We start from the raw sequence: 23,025 nt of genomic DNA on the forward strand, positions 1-23,025 counted from the left end.
CTTCGCGAGCAAGCCCGCTCCCACATCAGGTTATTGCATCTGGCGACCGATTATTGGTGACTGACCCAGAACACCGCGGTGCCCACCACCAGGATAATCAGGAACAAAATGGCCCAGGCATCAACAGTACTGTCGCTTTTCCTTGCTTTGGTCGGATTGCTCATTGCATCGCCTCTTGTCGGTTTTGTAGGTGATTGCATAGGGACTCGACCACAGTTAAGACGATGATTGCCCGCACGACAAATGTGGGTTAGGCAATAATCAATCCCATTAGTCGATTTGGTTCTTTACATATACTCAAACATCACTTTTGCGCATAACTCAAAACAGGTATCTTGCACCGGCTCCTGTAGGAGTGCGCGGCCGTGCGCGTAGAATTGCCGAGGCAGAATCCGATTTCAGCGAGCCAACACGCAGCTGTTTCTGATCGGCCCAAGCCTGAGAACGAGACTTATATGTACGTATATGACGAGTACGATCAGCGGATCATCGAGGACCGCGTCAAGCAGTTCCGTGATCAGACCCGACGCTATCTGGCAGGCGAGCTGAGCGAAGAAGAATTCCGCCCTCTGCGTTTGCAGAATGGCCTGTATATCCAGCGCTTCGCCCCGATGCTGCGCGTAGCGGTGCCCTATGGCCAACTGACCTCGCGTCAGGTGCGTATGCTGGCCAAGATTGCCCGCGACTACGACAAAGGCTATGCCCACATCAGTACCCGCCAGAACGTCCAGTACAACTGGCCGGCCCTGGAAGATGTGCCTCAGATCCTGGCTGAATTGGCCACTGTCCAGATGCACGCGATCCAGACCAGCGGCAACTGCCTGCGCAACGTCACCACCGACCAGTTCGCCGGTGTCGCGGCCGATGAGTTGATCGATCCGCGCCCCTGGTGCGAGATCGTTCGCCAGTGGACCACCTTCCACCCGGAATTCGCCTACCTGCCGCGCAAGTTCAAGATCGCCATCAATGGCTCGACCTCGGACCGTGCGGCCATTGAAGTCCACGACATCGGCCTGGAGACGGTCTACAACGCCGCGGGCGAGCTGGGCTTCCGTGTGCTGGTGGGCGGCGGTCTGGGCCGTACGCCGGTGGTCGGCGCGTTCATCAACGAATTCTTGCCATGGCAGGACCTGCTGAGCTACCTCGACGCCATCCTGCGGGTGTACAACCGCTACGGCCGTCGTGACAACAAGTACAAGGCGCGGATCAAGATCCTGGTCAAGGCCCTTACGCCAGAAGTGTTCGCCGAAAAGGTCGAGGCCGAAATGGCTCACCTGCGCGGCGGCCAGACTACCCTGACCGAAGCCGAAGTCCATCGCGTGGCCAAACATTTCGTCGACCCGGACTACAAGGCCCTGAGCAACCAGGACGCCGAGCTGGCCGCGCTCGACAAAGAACATCCAGGCTTCGCCCGCTGGCGCACCCGCAACACCCTGGCCCACAAGAAGCCGGGCTACGTCGCGGTAACCCTGTCCCTGAAGCCGACCGGCGTCGCGCCGGGCGACATCACCGACAAGCAACTGGACGCCGTGGCCGACCTGGCTGAGCGCTACAGCTTCGGTCAACTGCGCACCTCCCACGAACAGAACATCATCCTGGCGGACGTTGAACAGAGCCAATTGTTCACCTTGTGGGGCGAGTTGCGCGAGCAAGGCTTCGCCACCCCGAACATCGGCCTGCTGACCGACATCATCTGCTGCCCGGGCGGTGATTTCTGCTCCCTGGCCAACGCCAAGTCGATCCCTATCGCCGAGTCGATCCAGCGTCGTTTCGACGACCTGGATTATCTGTTCGACATCGGCGAGCTGGACCTGAACATTTCAGGTTGCATGAACGCCTGTGGTCACCACCACGTCGGCCACATCGGCATTCTGGGCGTGGACAAGAAAGGTGAGGAGTTCTACCAGGTCTCCCTGGGCGGCAGCGGCAGCCGCGACGCCAGCCTGGGCAAGATCCTCGGCCCGTCGTTTGCCCAGGACGACATGCCTGACGTGATCGAGAAGCTGATCGACGTGTACATCGAACAACGTACTGAAGACGAGCGTTTCATCGACACTTATCAACGTATCGGCATCGACCTCTTCAAGGAACGCGTCTATGCAGCGAATAATTAAGAACGACGAGGTTATCGACGAAACCTGGCACCTGCTGCCCAAGGACGCGACCCTCGATGGTATTTCCAACTGCGACGACCTGATCGTGCCCCTGGCCCTGTGGCGCGATCATGCTCACGCCCTCAAGGCCCGCGATGGCGGCCTGGGTGTGTGGCTGGACGCCGACGAAGAGGCTGAAGAAATCGGTGATGACGCCAATCAGTTCCAGGTCATCGCCCTCAACTTCCCGGCCTTCACCGACGGGCGCAGCTACTCCAACGCTCGCCTGCTGCGTGACCGCTATGGCTTCAAGGGCGAATTGCGGGCGATTGGCGATGTGCTGCGCGACCAATTGTTCTACATGCGCCGTTGCGGTTTCGACGCCTTTGCCTTGCGCGCCGACAAGGACCCCTTTGAAGCCCTGGAAAGCCTCAAAGACTTCTCGGTGACCTACCAGGCCGCTACTGACGAACCGTTGCCGTTGTTTCGTCGTCGCTGAAACCTGATGCATGAAAAAGCCCTGATCCGGGTACTCCGGTTCAGGGCTTTTTTATTGATGGATGATTGGTGCGGAACCTAACCTTCAGTCCACCCGGAACCAAATGTGGGAGCGAGCCTGCTCGCGATAGCGATTCGCCTGAGTAGGTGATGTTGGATGTGCCACCGACATCGCGAGCAGGCTCGCTCCCACAGGGAGTAGCCGCTACCAGAACCGCTGCTGGGTCAGCCGGCTCCACCAGTTCAGCAGCACCCGGTCCACCGAACCGCTGGCCGCCATGCCAATGCGCTCCTGTAAACTTTTGCGTTCGGCGTAGTGCAGGTGGTACAGCTCGGCACTCTTGGCTCGTTCGGCCAGGTATTCATCGCTGGTCTTCAGCTCGTCCACCAGGCGTTTGTCCAGTGCCGCGACGCCCAGCCAGACTTCACCGGTCGCCACTTCATCAATGGCCAGTTGCGGACGGTAGTTGGACACGAAGTTCTTGAACAGCTCATGGGTGATGTCCAGGTCTTCCTGGAACTTCTCCCGCCCCTTCTCGGTGTTTTCGCCAAACACCGTCAACGTGCGCTTGTATTCACCGGCCGTCAGCACTTCAAAATCGATATCGTGCTTCTTCAGCAGACGGTTGACGTTGGGCAACTGGGCCACGACGCCGATGGAGCCAAGAATGGCAAAAGGCGCGCTGATGATCTTCTCTCCGATGCACGCCATCATGTAGCCGCCGCTGGCCGCGACCTTGTCGATGCACACCGTCAACGGCACGCCGGCCTGTCGGATCCGGGCCAGTTGCGAGGAGGCCAGGCCGTAGCTGTGGACCATGCCGCCACCGCTTTCCAGGCGCAACACCACTTCATCCTTAGGGGTCGCCAGGGTCAGCAATGCGGTGATTTCATGACGAAGGCTCTCGGTGGCCGAGGCTTTGATGTCACCGTCAAAATCCAGCACGAATACCCGAGACTTGGCCGCCGGTTTGTCCTTGGTTTTCTTTGCGGCCTTTTCAGCCTTGCCTTCGGTCTTGCGCAGGGCCTTGAGCTGGTCTTTATCCAGCAGCGTCTGCTCCAGGCGCTCACGCAGCCCCTTGTAGAAGTCGTTGAGTTTGCTCACCTGCAACTGGCCGGCTGACTTGCGCCGGCCTTTGCTGCGCAGGGCAGCAAAACTGGCCAGCACCACCAGGATGGCGATCACCAGCGTCACGGTCTTGGCCAGAAAACTGGCGTATTCGATGAAAAACTCCACGATGGCTCCTAATAAATTCAAAACGCCGCTCAAGGGCGGGCACTCAACACGTTCAGCATACCCATGCGCCTGCGCCGCGACCAGCCGTGAAACCTGTGGTTACCTTAACGGGAGCGCAGTTGAACAAAGCTGTAACGGGCATTTCAAACAAGCGTATGTTTTTTCATTGACAGCTCACCGCCATCCTCATAACCTCGCCAAACCTTCAACGTACCGGGATGACGCGGACGTGGGCAGTATCTATCTGATTCGACATGGCCAGGCCTCCTTTGGTGCGGACGACTACGATGTCCTTTCGCCAAACGGTGTACGCCAGGCGCAAGTGCTGGGCAGCCACCTGGCCGAACTGGGTGTCGTGTTCGATCGCTGCCTCTCGGGCGACCTGCGTCGTCAGCAGGATACCGCCACCGGTGCGCTGGGCCAGATGTCCGCCGCCGGGCTGCCGGTTCCCGGGCTGGAGATCGATTCGGCGTTCAATGAATTCGACGCCGACGCGGTGATCCGCGCCCTGTTGCCGGACATGCTCGCCCAGGAACCCGAAGCCCTGTACATCCTGCGCAACGCCGCACAGAACCGCGCCGAGTTCCAGCGCATCTTCGCGTTGATCATCGAACGCTGGCTCGGCGGCCAATACGACCCGCCCGGGCTGGAAAGCTGGCTGGGTTTCGTCGACCGCGTCCAGGCCGGCCTGCAGCGCATTCTGGAGCAAGCCGACAATTCTCAGAAAATCGCCGTATTCACCTCCGGCGGGACCATCACCGCCCTGCTCCACCTGATCACCCAGATGCCTGCGCGGCAGGCCTTTGAATTGAACTGGCAAATCGTCAACACCTCGCTCAACCACTTGAAATTCAGGGGCCGCGAGGTGGCCCTGGCTTCCTTCAACAGTCATGCCCACCTGCAACTGCTGAAGGCCCCGGATCTCATCACCTTTCGCTGAGTCCGGATTACTGTAGACCCTTGCTGTATAACCCAAATAAGGATCGAAACCATGACCTCCGTAGCCGACGCCGTACAATCCATGAAAGCCAAGTTCAACCCTGCCGCCGCTGCCGGCCTGGATCTGGTATTTGGTTTCAACATCACCGACGAAGACAAGCACTACGCCCTGATCGTCAAGGATGGCACCTGTGAGCTGCAAGAAGGCGAAAATGAAAACGCCAACTGCACGCTGATCATGGACAGCGAAACCCTCAAGGGCATCGTCAGCGGCGATACCGATGGCATGCAAGCATTCATGGGCGGCAAGCTGCGCGTCGACGGCGACATGATGCTGTCGATGAAGCTGTCCGAATTGTTCCCGGCCTGAGGCTGCTTGCCCTTTCTCCGGGCGCCCTGGCTGCAAACGAATCCCGCCTCTGTGGCGGGATTTGTATTTTGAGCATCTCCATTGGCCGGCCCATCGCTATCGCGAGCAGGCTCGCTCCCACAATTGCTCCGGTTTCAAGATTGAGCGTCGCCCCAGATCCCTTGTGGGAGCGAGCCTGCTCGCGATAGCGCCGGTACATTCAGCAAAGGGCCTGCGATTATTCGCAGGTATCGTACAATCCCCGCTTTTCTCGCATCGGCCTGACCATGGACATTGACCTTGCCCGCACCTTTCTGGAAATCGTCCGTCACGGCAGCCTCGCCGCCGCAGCCGACAAGCTGCACGTCACCCAGACGGCTATCACAGCGCGGGTGCAGAAGCTTGAAAGCCAGCTTGGCTGTGTGCTGTTTGTGCGCAACCGTGCTGGCGCGCGCCTGACTGCCGACGGTGAAGCGTTCGTGGTGTATGCCAATCAACTGGTGCAGACCTGGGAAGCGGCACGCCGGGACTTGCCCTTGCCCGAAGGCTTTCGCAACGTTTTGCACCTCGGTGGCGAGGTCAGCCTATGCAATCCCTTGATGCTCGCCTGGGCCGAGGAACTGCGCCAGAAAATCCCCGGGCATGCCCTGCGCATGGACATCCGCGATGGCGAAAAACTGCTGCAACAACTGGAGCTAGGCCTGCTGGATGCCGCCGTGGTGTATCAGCCCGAATACTGGCCGAGGCTGCAAGTGGAACAGTTACTGGAAGAGAAACTGATCCTGGTGCGCCTGGCGACCTGTCCCGAGCCCTACGTGTACATCGACTGGAGTGCCGACTTCCGTCGTCAGCACGACACCGCGCTGCCGGACAAGGCCAAGGCGGCCGTGACGTTCAATCTCGGCCCCCTGGCCCTGCAGTACATTCTGGAGAACGGCGGCAGCGGCTACTTCCGTACCCGGGTCGTGCAGAGTTACCTTGACAGCGGCATTCTGGAGCGAGTGCCCAAGGCGCCGGAATTCAACTACCCGACTTACCTCGTGTACTCCCGGGATCGGGATTCGGCGGCGTTGCAGCAAGCCTTCGAAGTGCTGCGTCAGATCGTCACCGCCGGCAGCGACTGGTCCCAGCGCTGGAACCCGCTGACCTGACGGATTCGCGGTGGATGTGTGGCGAGAGGGCCCTTCACGAATCAAAGGGCTCCTCACAAACAGCCCAGCCTTATGGCTCTTCCTGCAAGTACCCCGCGATCTCGTCTTTGACCTGCAATCGTTTCTCCTTGAGCGCCTTCAGGGCAACATCGGACAGTGCGGCGGACGACGGTTTCTCGGCGTCGACCACCTCGGCATCAAGTTGGGAGTATTTTTGAAGTAACGAGTCGAGCCTTGGATTCTCGCTGCGTTTTTGCTGGATGTGGTCTTTTGTGCATTGAAGATCCTGGCACAAATCGTGAGTCACGGGCATGGAACACCTCCTTTGGCAGAACGATGGCAGACGCCTTCTACGGCGTTCGTCGACCATCAGAATGGCCTCGCCGACGGGGTTCTGTCGACCGCCAATCCGACCAGCGGTGACCGTTCGTCGTACCGGCCCGCTGTGCAATCAAACCTTTGTCCGCCCGCCGCTCTCCATTGAACAGGACGACACAAGTCCCTTGTACAACCTGTGTGGAGACTTACCTATGGACGGACTTACCCTGCGTCAACTCGGCCTGGCAGTTGCCTTGAGCACCAGCATGGGCATGGCTTGGGCCGCAACTTCCAACGACTTCGTCGACAACGCGGCGGCCGGCGGTATCGCGGAAATCGAAACCAGCAAACTGGCCCTGGAAAAAAGCAGCTCGGCGGACGTCAAGGACTTCGCCAACATGATGATTTCCGACCACACCAAAGCCAACGAGGAGTTAATCTCGCTGGCGAAAAAACACGACATCGAAGTGCCGGACCAAACCACGTTGGTGAAAAAGGCCAAGGCCAAGATTCTTGACATGCGCGATGAGTCGTTTGATGCGGCCTACGCCAACAACCAGGTGATGGCCCACGAAGAAACCATCGCCCTGTTCAAGAAAGAAGCCGAGACCGTCACGGACGACAAGAAGCCCGGCAACACCGAGCTGAAGGCGTTCGCGCAAAAAATGCTTCCAGACTTGGAAAAACATCTGGAAATGGCCAAGAAACTCCAGGCCGCTCATCCAAGTAAATAGCAGAGAATGTAAAAAAGCCCGATCATAACGTAGGGTTTAACGAGATCATCAGCCTGACCGAGAAGCCCTGCTGGTTTAATCTGGCAGGGCATTCTTGGTTTCAAACGTGGGATCTCCTCAGAATACCGAAATACCTCTGAGCATCTTCGAGAGGTCGCTCCCTTGATGTTTTACTTCACAAAAAGAGAGCATTAGTCCTGCCCCAGTTAGGAGTTTCTCTCTTTGCCAGACGCCACTATTAACGTCATTGAGCCATGGGGTCGACATTGACCGCCGGGCTAAGAAAATCAATGTGATAACCATCGGAGCCATCGTGTGCCTGGCTGAATTTAACTTGTATGCTGATCATGAAATATTTTAACTATTTTTTAGACCGACAGCCTATTAATTAAGCAGATAGATTACTTATGCAGGAAGTGTCTGTAGTAGATTTCTGAAAACACCAAAATTCGCCTTATTAAGTTGTTTGACTGGTCCGACATTGATAGGTTTTCCTCCGACTGTTCAAGCCGTAGCAAACACTGATTCAAAGGGGCCAATAATGGGTGTTACCAAGAAATACCTGACTGACGTCGCGCTTCAGCAGGCGTTATCCATTACAGATCTGACTGAGGCGCACTCGCCCGCACATGCAGTCCGCCTGATCATGAACGAAATCATTGAAGGGCTGGTCAGTGCTGGTTGGCCGCAGGCTCTAATACAGACCGGCCCACGAATCGTATCCGCCGAAGAGAACTACGGACTACTCGGTTATGACCCGGCAGAAATCACTTTAGGCAGCGAACACACCCGGTGGATAGACGAACATTCACTGCTGCGTACACAAACCACTAGCCAGATTCCAATTGTGCTGCAACGTTCGGCTCAGGAACGCAAACCTGGAGAGGTCATTTTGCTGGCCGCACCGGGCATCACGTTCCGCCGCGACAGTCGTGATCGTTGGCACTGCGCCGAGCCACATCAGATGGATATATGGGTGCTGGGTGAACCCGAGCTCTCGGCGCGCGGACACCTTTTGCGCTTGGTCGGCGATATCCTTGGGGTCGCCGTCCCCGATAAACCTTGGGTTTACAGCGACAGTCCGCATCATTACACCGAAGGTGGCATTGAGGTGAATGTGATAAACGATGGTTCTGCTGTCGAAGTGCTGGAGTGTGGGCTTATTGCCACTTCGTTATTACAACGGCTGGGAATCGATGCGCAGCGTCATGGCGGTCTGGCATTGGGGATGGGGCTGGACCGGTTGACTATGCTACGAAAGGGAATCCCGGATATTCGCCTGTTGCGTGACCCTAATGAGCGAGTTCAGGCCCAGATGCAAGATTTACGTCCTTGGAGTACGGTTTCGCGCTTGCCTTCAATCACTCGGGACATTTCAGTGGCCGTGACTCCGGGTTTGAGTGAGGAAGTACTGACTGAGAAAATGCTCCAGGCGGCTGGCGACTGCTCTGGTTGGATTGAGGAGATGCAAGTCAAAGGTCGTTGGACTTCGTCTGAATTACCACCACAGGCCATCGAGCGACTCGGGCTGTTACCCGGCCAGGAAAATGCTCTGTTGCGCGTCGTATTGCGGGATTGCTCGCGGTCAATCACGACTGCCGAGGCCAATGCATTGTATGAAAAAATCCAGTCGGCATTACATGAAGGCAAGCCGGGGGCTGGGTATCGGATGGACCTGTCGCCTCACTCATCCACTCAATAGCTGCGCCAGCCACCCAACGGCGTCGTGAAATCCGAAAGCCCAGCTTCAAGAAAAGAAGCAGGGCTCATTGGCTAACCGCCATCCGTATCGATATCAGCGTCAGTGCTCTCACCGGATTCCGGGCGGTCCGGGTCAGGCTTGAAGCCAGGGCTGAAGGTGTTGTCGTTGTCTTGGTGGTGATTCTTTTGATCGACTTCGCTGTCGGCGCTTTGGGCTTTGCCTGCTCCAGCCGGGCTGACTGGCTGGGTGCCAGCGGGCTCAGGGGCAACCTGAGGATCGATCGCCGGATCATTGCGCGGTGACGGGGCCTGCGTCTGGCCTTGTTGCTGGGTGTTTGCAGGATCTTGGTTCATAGGCACCTCATTCATGACAGGCCGGATTGATGACCGGTCATGGTCATTTGAAGGTGGCATGGCGGCTTCGGTTCCATTTGTTTAACGCACCGCGATCAACTGCCCAACACAGTCCTCACCATGGTGATCAAGGCATCCGGGCCGTAAGGTTTGCTCAGCAGATGGGTATCGGGGCTCAATTGGTGGTTGCGGGAAATGATGTCCCGAGTGTGGCCCGAGGTAAACAGTACGGGCATAGGCGGAGTCTGTACCCTGGCCCAGGCCGCCAGGTCGGAGCTCTTGATCAGGCCAGGCATGACCACATCGGTAAAAATCAGATCCACCGAGGCACCTTCGAGCAAAAGCGCCATGGCCGCATCAGCATTGGCGGCCGTGAGGGTTCGATAACCGGACTGCTCCAGCAGCTCCACCGAGGCGCTGCGCACCTCTTCGTTATCTTCCACCACCAGAATCGTCTCTTGCCCACCGGCCAGAAGCGGGCCGTGGGGCACCTCTTCACCCGTTTCAGGTTGCCGACTGCGGGGGAAATACATTTGCGCCCGCGTGCCCTCTCCCACGTCACTGGTAATCTCGATATGCCCGCCACTTTGTTTGACGAACCCGAACACCATACTCAACCCAAGCCCGGTGCCCTGGCCGTCGGTCTTGGTGGTGAAAAACGGCTCGAACACATGATTCAGCACATCGGGAGGCATGCCCGCGCCGCGGTCGATCACCGACAGACGCACATAGTCACCGGCCGGAATGTCTTTACCGGCGCAGGACGATTCGTCGAGCACGATGTTTTCGCCGATCAGGCCGATGGTGCCCTCACCGCCCATGGCATCGCGGGCATTGATCGCCAGGTTCAGCAAAGCGTTTTCAAGCTGGTTGCGATCGACGTGGATGCACCAGGGCTCGGCGGGCAAGGCCACTTCGATCTGGATGGTTTCGCCCAAGGCCCGCTGCAGCAATTCGCCCAGGCCGTCGAAGATCCGCCGTGGGTTGTAGACCGCCGGTGACAAAGGCTGGCGGCGGGCAAACGCCAGCAATTGCGAGGACAGTTTGGCGCCCCGTTCCACCGCTTCGATGGAGGCACTGACCCGCCGCTGCACATTGACGTTGTCCGGTTCGTGGCGAGCCAACAGGTGCAGGTTGCCGGCGATCACCTGCAGCAAGTTGTTGAAGTCATGAGCCACACCGCCGGTGAGTCCGCCAATGGCTTCGAGTTTCTGCGACTGGCGCAACTGTTCTTCGGCTGTCAACCGCGCATGCACTTCCTCGGCGACACGTTGCTCCAGATCACGGGTGAACTTAAGCAGTGATGCTTCAGCCGCCTTGCGTTCGTGGATATCAATCAGCACACCGGGAAAACGCAAGGGCGTGCCCAACGTATCGAACTCACATCGCCCGCTCGCCAGCACCCACAGGTAATCACCGCCCAGGCGGCGCACCCGATACTCAGCGTTGTAAGGAGTCCCGGTGCGCAAGGTCAGTTCGACCCGCCGGTTCACTTCCTCAAGGTCATCGGGGTGGATGTTCTGGCGGGCAATCTCGACAGGCAATGCATCCAGGGGTGTGTCCGGCGGGTAATTGAACGTGCGGGAAAAGCGCTCATCGCCGGAAAGTGTGTCGTTCTGGATGTCCCAGACAAACGATCCCAGCAAGGGCCCGGCCGAGAGGGCCAACTGAATGCGCTCGTTGACGGCGCGGTAGCTGCGTTCCGCCTCCTGGCGGGCACGCTCGGTCAGCACAAGCTCGGTGGTTTCCACGACGATCGCCAACACGCCGCCCGGTGACTGATCATCGTCGGGCACCGGGCTGTAGTAAAGATCCATCCATACATCTTCAGGTTTGCCATTGCGTAGCAATACCAGCTCTTTGCTGCGATAGGACAAGGTGCCGCCGGCCAGGCAGACATCCAGGACGTGACGATTGAATTCGGCCACTTCTGGCCAACCCAACTCTACCGCGCAGCCCAGCAGGTATGGATGGCGCCCGCCGGCGAACTCGGCGTAGGCATCGTTGTAGACCATGAAACCCTGACGCCCCCACAACATGACCATCGGCAAAGGCGAAGCCAGCAGCATCTGGACGGCGCTGCGCAGGCTGGCGGACCAGTGCTCGATGGCGCCCAGTTCGGTCTGGCTCCAATCAAACGCGCGGATACGCCCGGCCATTTCACCACCCCAACCGGGGCATCCATGATTCTGGGATAAGAACTGCATGAGTCGATTCTGAACCTCGAAAATGCCAGCAGGGAATCGGCCTACCACAAGTCCCTTGTGCTCAGAGCTTCGAGCGCTGGGTTGGCGTTTGGTTTCATGGTGGGGTCATGCTGCAAACCTGCTCGGACTAGGGGCATGCTTGCTGTGTGGCGGCTGGGTTCAGCGGAAATCGCGGCTATGCACCTGGATACCCGCCAGCAACTCGGTCAGGTCGCTCAAGCGGCCGGCGATCAGATGACGAACTTCACCGACACTTTCCCAACGTCCGTCGACCCTGAGCAATTGCGAACCCACCAACGCTTTGCGTTGGCGCTCGGCCAGGTCGCGCCAGACCACCACATTGAGGTTACCAAACTCATCTTCCAGGGTGACGAACGTCACGCCGCTGGCCGTGCCTGGCCGTTGGCGGCCTGTGACCAGCCCGGCCACGCTGACGTTGCGGCCATGTGCCACGTCCTGCAGCTCCCGTGAGCTGCGACAGCGCCGGGCGCGCAGTTCGGGGCGCAACAAGGCCAGCGGATGGGGGCCCAGTGTGGTACCGACGCTGGCGTAATCGGCGAACAGATTCTCCCCCACCGTAGGTTTTGGCAGATCCACGGGCGGTTCTTCCTGACTGGGTAAACCGGCGAACAAGCCCAGCTGTTTCTGCACCCCGGCCACTTCCCAGCGGGCGCGATGACGATCACCGGCCAAGCCCCGCAAGGCACCGGCGTCGGCCAGTTGCGCCTGGGCCTGGGCATCGAGTTGCGCGCGCTCGCCAAGGTCGGCCACGTCACTGAAAGGCCGATGCCGACGGGCCGCTGCGATACGCTGGGCATCGTCCTGGCGAAAGCCCTTGATCATGCGCAGACCCAGGCGAAGCGCCGGTTGTCGGCCCTCCATGGGTTCAAGGCTGCAATCCCAGTCACTGGCACGCACGTCCACCGGGCGGATCTGCAACTGATGCCGACGGGCATCCTGAAGGATCTGGTCCGGGCTGTAGAACCCCATGGGCCAGCTGTTGATCAGGGCACAGGCGAAGGCCGCCGGTTCATGGCATTTGAGCCAACTGCTGGCGTAGGTCAGCAAGGCGAAGCTGGCGGCGTGGGATTCAGGAAAACCGTAATTGCCGAAACCTTTGATCTGCTCAAAGATCTGCGCGGCGAATTCGGCGGTATAGCCGTTTCTCGCCATCCCCGCCGCCAGGCGTTCCCGATGCGGTTCCAGGCCACCGTGGCGTTTCCAGGCGGCCATGGAGCGACGCAACTGGTCAGCTTCGCCGGGACTGTAATCCGCCGCAACGATGGCGATCTGCATGACCTGCTCCTGAAACAGAGGCACGCCCAAGGTTCGCTTGAGCACTTCTTCCAATGCTGTGGAGGGATAAGTCACCGCTTCTTCCTTGTTTTTACGCCGCAGATACGGATGCACCATCCCTCCCTGGATCGGCCCCGGTCGCACGATGGCCACTTCAATAACCAGGTCATAAAAAGACTCGGGTTTGAGCCTAGGCAACATCGCCATCTGCGCGCGCGACTCGATCTGGAACACGCCGATGGTGTCGGCGCGGGTGATCATTTCGTAGGTGGCCGCGTCGTCCTTGGGCAACGTCGCCAAGGTGTAGTGCTGGCCGCGGTACTGCGCGATCAGATCAAAACAGCGACGAATTGCACTGAGCATGCCCAAGGCCAGGATATCCACCTTGAGCAATCCGACCGCGTCCAGGTCGTCCTTGTCCCACTGAATGATGGTGCGCTCGGCCATGGCGGCATTTTCCACCGGCACCAGGGTGTCCAGGGGCTGTTCGGAAATCACGAAGCCGCCAGGGTGCTGGGACAGATGCCGGGGAAAACCGATCAGTTGTCGGGTCAGGCTCAGGATCCGGCGCAACACCGGGCTGTCCGGGTCGAAACCACCTTCGCGTAGGCGATCCACGGGCGGTGCCTCGTCACTCCAGCGCCCACAACAGTCGGCCAGCGCGTTGACCTGATCCGGCGGCAGACCCAAGGCCTTGGCGACGTCGCGCACCGCGCCGGCACCGTGGTAGCTGCTGACCACCGCCGTCAATGCCGCACGATGGCGACCGTAGCGCTGGAACACGTACTGCAGCACTTCTTCACGACGCTCGTGTTCAAAATCTACGTCAATGTCCGGCGGCTCGTTGCGCTCCCTGGACAGGAATCGCTCGAACAGCATGCTGGTCTGGCTCGGGTCGATTTCGGTGATACCCAAGGCGTAGCACACCGCTGAGTTGGCCGCCGAACCACGACCCTGGCAGAGAATATGCCGCTCGCGGGCGAAGCTGACGATGTCCTGCACGGTCAGGAAATAGCTGTCGTAGCCCAGATCGGCGATCAGGGCCAGCTCCTTGTCGATCTGCTGGCGGACCTTGTCCTGCACACCTTTTTCCCATCGCTGACGCATGCCGCGCTCGGTCAACTCCCGCAGCCAGGACGCCGGATCATGCCCCTCAGGCACCAGTTCACGTGGGTATTGATAACGCAGTTGGCCAAGGTCGAAGGTACAGCGCCGGGCGATGTTCAACGTTTCGTCGAGCAAGGCGCGCGGGTAGATGTCGGCCAGGGCCTGGAGACTGCGCAGATGGCGCTCGCCGTTGGGGTGCAGGCGCTGGCCGGCCTCGGCCACCGTGACGTGGTGCCGGATGGCGGTCATGGTGTCCTGCAGGGCGCGCCGCCCACGTGCGTGCATGTGCACGTCCCCCGTGGCGACGGCCGCAACGTTCAACCGTTGCGCCAGCGCCAGCAAATCCGCCAGCCGACGCCGGTCGTCCTGCCCGCAATGCAACTGGACCGACAGCCACAAGCGCTCGGCAAATATCTGCCGCAGCCAGCGCCCCTGACCTTCGGGATCGCTGTCACCGGGCACCCACAACGCAAGTAACCCCGGCAAGGGCTCGTCGAAGTCTTCGCGCACGATGCGATAGCGACCTTTCTCGCTACGTCGACGGGCGCGGGTGATCAGCCGGCACAGGGCTTGATAGCCTTGCAGATTCTCCACCAGCAGCACCAGTTTCGGCCCGCTCTCGATCTGGATCTCACTGCCAATGATCAAGTGCAGGCCCAGTTCCCTGGCAGCCTGCCAGGCTCGGACAATCCCGGCCAGGGTACACTCATCGGTGATTGCCAGGGCCTTGTAACCCTGTTGTTGGGCACGACGGCACAGCTCCAGGGCGCTGGAGGCACCGCGCTGAAAACTGAAGTTCGACAGGCAATGCAGCTCGGCATAGTCGATGTTCATGCGAACCAGCCTTGCAGCCACAACGGCCCGCCCTCGCCCACCGGTCGATAGGCCCAGCCCCGTTGGCCCGCGCGGGTTTCAATCAGATAGTAATCACGGCGTACGTCGGCGCCGTCCCACCAGCCGGACTCGATGCGCTCCGGGCCCATGAGGATTCGCGTCTGGCCCTCCTGCAAGGCCTGGGGTTCGTCCAGCAGCCAGCCGGGACGCCGGACGCCCTCGCGCACCGGACATGCCTGGGGCTGGCGTTCAGAGGTCATCTGCCAGGCACATTCAGGCCGATGGTCATCGCGAAACCCCAGGCCCTGCACTGCGTCGTCCCCCAGCCGGGCCCGTAGCCGTTCGCGCAATTGCTCCCAAGGCAAGGACTGCTGCGGGCGCTCGTCGAACAGCTCCAGGCGTTGGGGCACGAAACTGGGCAGGTCTTCGGCACACAAGCGAAAGCCACGTACCGGCGCCTCGACCTGCACCTGCTCCAGCCGACCACGGGCCAGCTCGAAAAGCATCGCAGGATCCCGCTCGGCGCTGAGCAGGCCGACCTTGATCAGCGTGTCAGGCAACCCGGCGTGTTCCAGGTGCAGGTCAAAGCGTTGCACGCCGCTGTCGCGACCGCACAGGAAAGCCGAGAGATCACCGGTCAATCGGCGCAACGGAAACAACAACGCCTGGTGGGATTGCACGTCGTAGTTGAGTTCGATGCGCACATCAAAACGGTCCGGCGGCAGGTAAAACGACAGCGCCAGGGTGCGGCTGCCCGTCAGCGCGTCAAGATGCTTGAGCACCTGGGCTTCAAAACGCCGCGCCAGGGTGTGTCGGGGCAAGGCCTGGACCTGACTCAACTGACGCAGCCCCATGCGTGACAGTGCCGTGGCGACGTCGGGCTCCAGACCGATGCGGTCCACCGGCATCTGCCCCAGGCAGGCTTGCAGGGTTTCAATATCGGGCACCACCAGGGCGTCGTAGGCATTGGCCAGCACCCGCGCTGCCACCGGGTTGGGGGCGGCGACAATGCGATGCCGGAATCCCAGTTGCGTCAGCTCGGCCCGCAGGCGTTTTTCGAACGCCGGCCAGGGGCCGAACAGGCCCAGGCTCGACTCGATCTCGAATACCACCGTGCGAGGGTAATGCACGCTGACCTGGGAGCTGAAACGGTAGGCCCAGGCCGCCAGAAACTGCTGCCAGTATTGGATCTGCGCCGCGTCGTATTCGGCCGTGGCAAACCCTTTGCTCAGGGCTTGGGCGGCCGTCATGGTCTGGCCGGGACGCAAGCCCAGGGCCCGTGCCGGCTCATTGACCGCTTGCAGCACCCGACGCTGGGCCGGGCCGGTCAGCAGCGCCAACGGCTCGCCAGGATCGGGACGCTGACGCAGCGCAGCGTCCAGCGCCAATTGCGGGAAGAGAATGCAGACCCAGCGCATCGCAACCTCAATGCTCTGTCTGTGGGGTGAGCGTGGCGAAGGCAATGGGCGTTGAACGGGCCAGCCCGCCTCGACACTTGAGCACCCGCAATTGTCCTGGCCGGCCATCGATGGCGATGCGCAGGGCCGCCGGTGACGGGTTAATGGCTTCCTGGATCGAGCGCCAGGCGAACGCCAGGGTCTGGCCGGTTTCCGCCGCCACTTGCAAGCGGCGCAAAGCCCGGTCGTCAGCCTGGCGGGGCCAGCACAACACCGCGCCGCAACTGCCCGAACGCAGGCACTGTTCGGCGGCCCACAAGGCATCGCGCTCATCGGCCCGGATTACTGACAGCTGGCGCAGGTCCACCCCGGCGTTCTGCCAGGCCTGGGGATAGGGCACGAACGGCGGCGCCACCAGCACGATCCGCTCCCCCGCCGTCGTCAGCCGCGCCAGGGTCGGCCAGACCAGTTGCAACTCACCCACGCCCGGCGCGGCAACGAGCAGTTCCGTCAGCGCCGCTTCCGGCCAGCCACCGCTGGGCAACGCTGCGTCCAATCCCGCATGACCGGTGGGTTGCGGGCTGGCGGCCGGTGGCGCGGATCGGCCTTTCCAGACCTGGCCACCGTTGAACAGCGTGTCCAGCGCAACGACAGCGCCCATCAGCCTTGCCTCAGCAAGCCACAGAACACGCCTTCGATGGCCAGGTCCTGGTCGGCTTCGACAATGATCGGCTGGTAGGCCGGGTTGCGCGGCAGCAAACGTACCCGCTCGCCGATTCGCTCGAAGCGCTTGATGGTGACTTCACCGTCCAGGCGCGCCACGACGATCTGGCCGTTGGAGGCCTGGGGCGTACGCTGCACGCCCACCAGGTCGCCGTCGAGAATGCCATCCTCGATCATCGAGTCACCCTGGACCCGTAGCAGGTAATCCGGCGCCTTGGTGAACATCGCCGGGTCCAGCATCAGACGGCTGTGGACCTCTGCATCAGCACCGATCGGCAGACCGGCGGCCACTCGCCCCAGCACCGGTACGTCCAGTAGCTCGGGACGCGGCGGCTGGTTCAGCAAGCGGATACCCCGGGCCTGGTGCGGATTGACTTCGATGAAACCGGCTTCGGTCAGCGCCAGCACATGCTTGCGCGCCACGCTGCGGGAGGCGAAACCGAACGCCGCGCTGATTTCAGCGAGGCTGGGGGGCTGGCCCTGCTCGGCGATGCGTTCGCGGATGAAGGTCAGGATGGCGGTACGGCGGGGGGTGAGAGTGGTCATGGAGTACATTTGTACTCTTGTCGGTTTTTTCTGACAAGCACCGCCAGTCAGTCAACCACAGGGAGCCGACCAGTGACCGTCCCGGCTAAGCCGGTGTCGACCCCTCGGTACGAAACGCGCTGGGGCTCATCCCGGTCCAGCGCCGGAACGCCCGGCGGAAACTGCGCACATCGCTGTAGCCGACCTCTTCGGTGATCCGTTCGATGGACCAGTCGGGATTGGCCAGCAGGTTCAGGGTCCGGCCACGACGCACCTGTTCAAGCAAGGCCTCGAAGGTCAGGCTGTGCTCGGTCAAGCGCCGACGCAGGGTGCGGCTGCTCATGTTGAGGTCGCTGGCGATTTTCTCGATGTGGCTGCCACGGGTCAGGTCCCGGGTAATCGCCCGCTCCACCGCCTGGATCAGATCGATCTTGCGATGGACCTCAGTGGCCTCCTGTTCCAGCAAGGCCAGGGCCTGACGCAGGGCCAGCGGGTGATGATTGGGCAGGCGTACGCCGAGCCAGCAGGCATCGATCAGCATGCGATTGTGACGACAACCGAAACGCACATCCGGCCCCAGGACCCGTTGGTATTGCTGGGCATAAGACGGTGCAACGTGCATGAACTCCACGGCCTGGGGCCTGAAGTCAGGACCTGCCAACGCTCTGCCGTACACCATCAGGCTGGCGAAGAATTCTTCGACCGCAAACACCTGAACCTCGGCAAAAGGCAGGCGGCAAGTCGCCTCGACCATGATCCGGTCACTGGCCTCTTCAACACTCGAGACCGCGATACCGCCGGTGGTGTGTTGATAGCGAATCCCCAGGGCAAAGGCATCGCGCAGGGTTTCGCACAGCGACAACACGTGGCCCAGCAGGCCCAAGGTACCCAACACATTGCGATCGCCAACCCACAAGCCCAGGCCCCGATCAGGCAACAGCTTGAGCGCCCGCTGGATCATGACCACGGCCTGGCGATAGGAAATCCGCTGGGCCGGATCCTGCAGATCGTCGAGCCCGAAACCAAGGCCGCGACACAGGCTGGCGGCGTCGAAACCCTGGTCTGCCACCACGTCGGCCAAGGTTTGCAAAAGAAACGGCGACACCAGCGCCAGTTCATAGGTCGGGTCGATGACTTTCATCTGCATGGGCGGGTTCCGGGGTACGTTAGGCGGCGTTTTTGTAACCGGTTGTTTCATAAACGTTAGCATGACCCAGCGTATAGAGGGGCACAAAAATCTGGCCGCCCATGTCCCCTGTGTGGCCGCCAATACCCTGCCCCGCCGGCGGCGAACGGCTTATTTGTATGGCTCGGACCTTTGGTGCATCTCCAACAATAATAATGAGCCCCCACATGAACCCGACCCGCACGACATTCGCCTTGCAACTGACCCTCGGCCTGGCCTGTGCCCTGCCGGCCCTGGCCACCGAAACCGGAGTCGACAACATCGGCACCGGCACCGACGGTTTCTTCGTGTTGCCGCTGGACGTCGACAACCTTCCAGACCACATGTTCGCGTTCAACCTTTACTACAACCATTACAAGGCCAGGAAATTCAACATCAGTTCGTTGGGCGGCGAAGTCCCGGATGTCGAGATCGAATCCACAGCGGTGGTCCCCCGGATCGATTACCTGAGCCCTTTGCGGGTGGCCGGTGGACGACTGGGTATCTACGTTGGCCAGCCCTGGATCAAACAGGAAATCTCGGTGTTCGGCCTGCAGGACACTCGCGAAGGCATGGGCGACACCACCATCTCGCCGATCGTGCTGTGGGACATGGGCAAAAACCTGACCCTGGCCGCCGCGCTGGAAATCACCGTGCCGACCGGCGAATACAGCACCGATCGCCTGGCCAACACCAGCACCAATTTCTACACCTACAAGCCGCTGTTTTCCTTCACCTGGTTGCCCACGGAAAACACCGAGGTGTCGGTGAAAACCACGTACAGCTTCAATCGCGAGAACAAGGACACCGACTACCGCTCAGGGCAGATCTTTCACTTCGATTATTCCGCCAGTTATCGGCTGACGGATAACGTGATGCTGGGGCTCAACGGTTACTACCTCAAGCAGACCACCGACGACAAACAATACGGCCGCACCGTGCAGTTCGCCGGTCAGGATGTGGATGACGGCGTGCGCGGCCAGGTGTTCGCCATCGGTCCGGCGCTGCACCTGACCTTTCTCAAATATGCCAGCGCCGAGATCCGCTGGGCCAAGGAATTCAACGTTGAGAATCGTCCGGAAGGCGAAATGCTCTGGGCCAAGATCAGTATTCCGTTTGCGTTGTGAACATCTGATCGAATCCAGCAAGCTCATCACCAATCCCTTGTGGGAGCGAGCCTGCTCGCGATAGCGGTGGGTCAGCCTGCATTGATGCTGAATGTACCGCCGTCATCGCGAGCAGGCTCGCTCCCACAGGATCCGCGATCAGCTATAGACCGGCCAGGTCTCGACTATCCGCCCTCCGCGCACGGCCAGCAGATCACCGAACTGCAACAGCACCGACTCGCTCTGGGTCGGTCGCAGGAACACCTGGTCCTCCACCGCCAGGCCCACCGTTTCTGAACCGTTGACCATTTCCTGATTGGAGCTGCGCCCGTAGAGGTCGTTGTGCTTCAAGCCGGGGGGTGATTCGAGATCGGCCATCCAGTTGCCGCCGTAGATGAAAAAAGTCCCGCGCTGGTTCACGTCCCACCAGGAAAAAATCCGCGACTTGTCGTCCAGTGCCGGGATGTTGACCGGGCCGGTGCGCTTCAAGACCGGCGTGGCGATGTAGGCCGCCGGAACGTGCTCGTTCAACGATGGCAGGTCGTAGTGACTGGGTTTGAGCATGGCCGTGCCCACCGAGACTTCACTGCTCAGTTTCTCTCGTTCGTGCAAGCGATAGCTGGGGCTGCCGGCGGTGTTGAGGGTCAGGCCAGGACGCCAGAGATCGGGATAGCGCACACGCACGAAGTCCACCCGTGTGTTGTATATCGCCATGACCCGCGCCAGCAGCGCTTCAGGTGTGGCGAGAATTTCGGGCACGCCCATGCCCACGAACGGGTCGTAGCCCATGAACCCGGCGAACTCCAAGTGCGTCGGGTTCGCCCGGATCAGCTTGAGCATCGCCTCCAGCGTGGCATCGTCGGCTACCCCGCCTCGGTGCAGGCCTACATCCAGTTCGATATTGATCCGCAAACGAGTACCAAGCCCCTGAGCCAGGGCCCGGTATTGCTCAAGCCGTTCTGGCGTGTCCAGCAACCACTGCAACTGGCGTGACGGATCGAAGGGCCCTTTGTGAAGCTCATAGAACAACGCGGCGCAACGCACCGGCAGAGGCTTGCCCAGCAGGATATCAGCCGTGGGAAACTGCAACGCATCGTGGTTGAGAAACGGCTGGTGGAACGACATCAACCGTCGCGTCTCGGCTCGCTGGCCGATGTAGTTCAACAGCCCCGGCGATGGCAGGGACTTTTCCACCAACCGCAGCTGTTTGCCGGCGCGCCGGACCGAGCCCATTACCACGTCGATGTTGTGATCGAGTCGGTCCAGGTCAATCACCATCACCGGTCGCATGGGACCGTGGGCCTTGAGTTCCCGGTTCAACTGGCGGAAATAATCGCTGTACGGTCCGCCCTGGTCCCGCGGCCGCAGCCAGGCCCCGACGCCGGCCAGTAACACCCCGGCACCCACTGTCCCGGCCAGGAAACTTCGACGATTGAACCCCATCAGCTCGCTCCCAGAAGCGTTGAAAGATGCCCGTTGAGGAATTTGCCGCCAGGGTCCAGGGCCTGGCGCACCTGGGCAAACTCATTCCAGCGCGGGTAAAGCGCCTGGAGCGTCCTGGCGTTCAAGGCGTGCAGTTTTCCCCAATGCGGGCGACCCTGGTATTTCCAGAAGATCGGCTCGATGGCGGCGAAGAAATGGTGATGGTCCATCTGGTAATGCTGGTGCACGGAAATCGAACAACTGTCACGGCCTTCGAACATGCTCAGGGCGATGTCATCGGCCTTCACGTAGCGGTACTCAATGGGAAACCAGGTGCGCAGGTCTTTGTCGCGGATCAGCTTGAGGATTTCCCGCAGGCAGGCCGGACCGTGTTCAGCCGGCACCGAATACTCCATCTCGTTGAAGCGCACGGTACGCACGTTGGCGTAGATGTCGTGGGAATCACCAACCCGCTCATCGAAGTCGGCCAGCAGTCGCAGGCTGTTGAGCAAGGTTCGCCGGATCGTCGGAAAGTCGCTGCCATACTTGTCGAGCTTTTCGATCAGGGTGACGAATTCGTTGCCGCCCTCCTCCTCGGGACTCACCGGTGCAGTGACCGGATCAGTGGTTTCGTTCAAGGCAATCGACAACGCATAGTCGGAATGGGTGACCACCTGCATTTCCCAATGCTGGTTGTCCCGGGTGTGGGTGTCCAGGTCCTCGAGCAACTCTTCGGTTTTCGCCACCCACTGGCGCTCGCGCAGCCGATAAGCGGGGCGGTTTTGCAAACGCACACGGGTCACCAGCCCCAGCGCGCCCAGTGAGACCCGCCCAGCCTTGAATACTTCGGGGTGGCGGTTGGCATCGCAATCAAGCACCTCGCCGCCGGCCGTCACCAGTTGCAGCCCGACCACCTGCGCCGAATACGAACCGAATGCCTTGCCGGTGCCGTGGGTCGAGGTGGCGATGGCCCCGGCCAGGGTCTGGTAATCCACGTCGGCCATGTTCGGCAGTGCCTGACCGACGGCCTTGAGTGCCGGCCCCATGCGCGACATGGGCGTGCCGCCACCAAACTCGGCCTGCAGGCTGGAAACGTCGTGATCCAGCAAACCGCTGAAAAAACTCAGCGACAGCAAAGTCCCGTCCGTGGGCACCAGGGCACTGAAGGAATGGCCTGAACCCACCGGACGAATCCGCCCTTCGGCGCGGGCCACGATTTGCACCAGTTCATCCAGATTCTTGGGAGCCAGACGCGCTGCCGGCAGGCAACTTTGCGCACCGGACCAATTGCGCCACGGGATCAGTCGCGGGGCGCGCATCAACTCGGCCAGGGCGCCCTGGCTGCCCAGCGCCGTGAAGGCCGCGACAGTGGCGGCCCGTTGCAGCCACTGGCGCCGTGAATAGTCCATCGTCATGCCGTCGTCCCCCTGTTGGTCATTGCAATGGCTGGCCGGACATGAAGCCGATCAGGGCCAGGAACTGCTCTTCGGAACAGTGCATGCACAGGCCCATCGGCGGCATGCCGTTGTAGCCGTTGATCGTGTGGTCAAGCAGGGTCTCGCTGCCCTGGGCCACGCGCGGCGCCCAGGCGTTGGCGTCGCCGGTCAGGGGCGCTCCGGCGCCGGGGTTGGCGTGGCAGAGCTTGCAACTGCTGTCGTAGATGTGTGCCAGCGCTCCGTCGGCGGGCACACTCGTTAAGGCCCTGGGCGGGCTCGTTGTGGCCTCTTCGCCGCAACCGGCGAGCAATACGCCAAGCGAAAGAATCGCCGCGGCGTGAGTCCAGGCTGAAGACGTTGGTACCAACATGGGGCCCCTCTTGGTGGCGCAATGAGCACGCCTTTGTTGTGATGGGTCAGACAGACTCACACT

The 23,025-nt window shown here is 60.8% G+C and carries 20 protein-coding genes; 8 read left to right on the forward strand and 12 right to left on the reverse strand.

Annotated features, from left to right (window positions below):
* The first annotated feature begins 455 nt into the window (after positions 1 to 455).
* Positions 456 to 2,114 carry a nitrite/sulfite reductase gene (locus HU811_RS08145; protein ID WP_047227821.1) on the forward strand — a complete coding sequence of 553 codons (1,659 nt, stop codon included), beginning with the start codon at positions 456 to 458 and terminating at the stop codon, positions 2,112 to 2,114.
* Positions 2,098 to 2,592: a DUF934 domain-containing protein gene (locus HU811_RS08150; protein WP_092396049.1), complete on the forward strand. Its 495-nt coding sequence runs from the start codon at positions 2,098 to 2,100 to the stop codon at positions 2,590 to 2,592. Before HU811_RS08145 ends, HU811_RS08150 begins: the two co-directional genes overlap by 17 nt.
* 204 nt (positions 2,593 to 2,796) lie before the next feature.
* Here HU811_RS08150 and sohB read toward each other — a convergent pair whose 3' ends face one another.
* Entirely contained in the window at positions 2,797 to 3,828 is a 1,032-nt protein-coding gene (gene sohB, locus HU811_RS08155) for a protease SohB (protein WP_092396047.1), read from the reverse strand.
* Positions 3,829 to 4,057: 229 nt separating this feature from the next.
* Here sohB and HU811_RS08160 point away from each other — a divergent pair, with 229 nt between their 5' ends.
* From HU811_RS08160 to HU811_RS08170, 3 genes are all read left to right on the forward strand, one after another.
* Entirely contained in the window at positions 4,058 to 4,768 is a 711-nt protein-coding gene (locus tag HU811_RS08160) for a histidine phosphatase family protein (protein ID WP_092396045.1), read from the forward strand.
* Between the two features lie 51 nt (positions 4,769 to 4,819).
* Positions 4,820 to 5,137: an SCP2 sterol-binding domain-containing protein gene (locus tag HU811_RS08165; RefSeq protein WP_186655184.1), complete on the forward strand. Its 318-nt coding sequence runs from the start codon at positions 4,820 to 4,822 to the stop codon at positions 5,135 to 5,137.
* Between the two features lie 266 nt (positions 5,138 to 5,403).
* The gene (locus tag HU811_RS08170; protein WP_186655187.1) at positions 5,404 to 6,267 is read left to right on the forward strand and encodes a LysR family transcriptional regulator; all 864 of its coding nucleotides are present in this window, start codon (positions 5,404 to 5,406) and stop codon (positions 6,265 to 6,267) included.
* A gap of 70 nt (positions 6,268 to 6,337) precedes the next feature.
* On the opposite strand, the gene HU811_RS08175 is transcribed toward HU811_RS08170, so the two are convergent.
* The gene (locus HU811_RS08175) at positions 6,338 to 6,580 is read right to left on the reverse strand and encodes an HP1242/YdcH family protein (RefSeq protein ID WP_092459286.1); all 243 of its coding nucleotides are present in this window, start codon (positions 6,578 to 6,580) and stop codon (positions 6,338 to 6,340) included.
* A 217-nt stretch (positions 6,581 to 6,797) separates the two neighbouring features.
* Here HU811_RS08175 and HU811_RS08180 point away from each other — a divergent pair, with 217 nt between their 5' ends.
* Together HU811_RS08180 and srmL are read left to right on the forward strand one after the other, a co-directional pair.
* Entirely contained in the window at positions 6,798 to 7,319 is a 522-nt protein-coding gene (locus HU811_RS08180) for a DUF4142 domain-containing protein (protein ID WP_186655189.1), read from the forward strand.
* A 541-nt stretch (positions 7,320 to 7,860) separates the two neighbouring features.
* Positions 7,861 to 9,021 carry a PheS-related mystery ligase SrmL gene (srmL, locus tag HU811_RS08185; protein WP_173406788.1) on the forward strand — a complete coding sequence of 387 codons (1,161 nt, stop codon included), beginning with the start codon at positions 7,861 to 7,863 and terminating at the stop codon, positions 9,019 to 9,021.
* 71 nt (positions 9,022 to 9,092) lie between these two features.
* Here srmL and HU811_RS08190 read toward each other — a convergent pair whose 3' ends face one another.
* The 7 genes from HU811_RS08190 to HU811_RS08220 form a co-directional block, all read right to left on the reverse strand.
* Positions 9,093 to 9,374 carry a hypothetical protein gene (locus HU811_RS08190; RefSeq protein WP_092396034.1) on the reverse strand — a complete coding sequence of 94 codons (282 nt, stop codon included), beginning with the start codon at positions 9,372 to 9,374 and terminating at the stop codon, positions 9,093 to 9,095.
* Between the two features lie 95 nt (positions 9,375 to 9,469).
* Positions 9,470 to 11,581, reverse strand: a complete 2,112-nt coding sequence (locus HU811_RS08195) for a hybrid sensor histidine kinase/response regulator (RefSeq protein WP_092396032.1) — start codon at positions 11,579 to 11,581, stop codon at positions 9,470 to 9,472.
* 159 nt (positions 11,582 to 11,740) lie between these two features.
* Positions 11,741 to 14,818 carry an error-prone DNA polymerase gene (locus HU811_RS08200; RefSeq protein WP_186655191.1) on the reverse strand — a complete coding sequence of 1,026 codons (3,078 nt, stop codon included), beginning with the start codon at positions 14,816 to 14,818 and terminating at the stop codon, positions 11,741 to 11,743.
* Positions 14,815 to 16,236 (reverse strand): Y-family DNA polymerase, encoded by a 1,422-nt coding sequence (locus tag HU811_RS08205; protein WP_092396028.1) that lies wholly within the window; start codon positions 16,234 to 16,236, stop codon positions 14,815 to 14,817. Before HU811_RS08205 ends, HU811_RS08200 begins: the two co-directional genes overlap by 4 nt.
* 7 nt (positions 16,237 to 16,243) lie before the next feature.
* Positions 16,244 to 16,876: a translesion DNA synthesis-associated protein ImuA gene (imuA, locus tag HU811_RS08210; protein ID WP_186655193.1), complete on the reverse strand. Its 633-nt coding sequence runs from the start codon at positions 16,874 to 16,876 to the stop codon at positions 16,244 to 16,246.
* Positions 16,876 to 17,493: a transcriptional repressor LexA gene (gene lexA / locus HU811_RS08215; RefSeq protein WP_186655195.1), complete on the reverse strand. Its 618-nt coding sequence runs from the start codon at positions 17,491 to 17,493 to the stop codon at positions 16,876 to 16,878. The genes imuA and lexA overlap by 1 nt, the downstream gene beginning before the upstream one ends.
* A gap of 76 nt (positions 17,494 to 17,569) precedes the next feature.
* Complete coding sequence (locus HU811_RS08220) at positions 17,570 to 18,610, reverse strand: AraC family transcriptional regulator (protein WP_186655197.1); 1,041 nt, start codon at positions 18,608 to 18,610, stop codon at positions 17,570 to 17,572.
* 206 nt (positions 18,611 to 18,816) lie between these two features.
* Here HU811_RS08220 and HU811_RS08225 point away from each other — a divergent pair, with 206 nt between their 5' ends.
* Positions 18,817 to 19,755 carry a SphA family protein gene (locus HU811_RS08225; RefSeq protein ID WP_092459301.1) on the forward strand — a complete coding sequence of 313 codons (939 nt, stop codon included), beginning with the start codon at positions 18,817 to 18,819 and terminating at the stop codon, positions 19,753 to 19,755.
* 138 nt (positions 19,756 to 19,893) lie between these two features.
* Here the strand turns inward: HU811_RS08225 and HU811_RS08230 are convergent, their stop codons facing one another.
* The 3 genes from HU811_RS08230 to HU811_RS08240 all read right to left on the reverse strand — a co-directional run bounded on the left by HU811_RS08230 (position 19,894) and on the right by HU811_RS08240 (position 22,962).
* On the reverse strand, positions 19,894 to 21,102 hold the full coding sequence (locus HU811_RS08230; protein WP_186655223.1) for a DSD1 family PLP-dependent enzyme: 1,209 nt from the start codon (positions 21,100 to 21,102) through the stop codon (positions 19,894 to 19,896).
* Between the two features lie 74 nt (positions 21,103 to 21,176).
* Positions 21,177 to 22,475, reverse strand: a complete 1,299-nt coding sequence (locus HU811_RS08235; protein WP_186655225.1) for a D-arabinono-1,4-lactone oxidase — start codon at positions 22,473 to 22,475, stop codon at positions 21,177 to 21,179.
* Positions 22,476 to 22,590: 115 nt separating this feature from the next.
* Complete coding sequence (locus tag HU811_RS08240; RefSeq protein WP_092459307.1) at positions 22,591 to 22,962, reverse strand: c-type cytochrome; 372 nt, start codon at positions 22,960 to 22,962, stop codon at positions 22,591 to 22,593.
* Positions 22,963 to 23,025 lie beyond the last annotated feature (63 nt).

It is taken from the genome of Pseudomonas tehranensis (assembly GCF_014268615.1).
GTDB classification, from domain to species: Bacteria; Pseudomonadota; Gammaproteobacteria; order Pseudomonadales; family Pseudomonadaceae; genus Aquipseudomonas; species Aquipseudomonas tehranensis.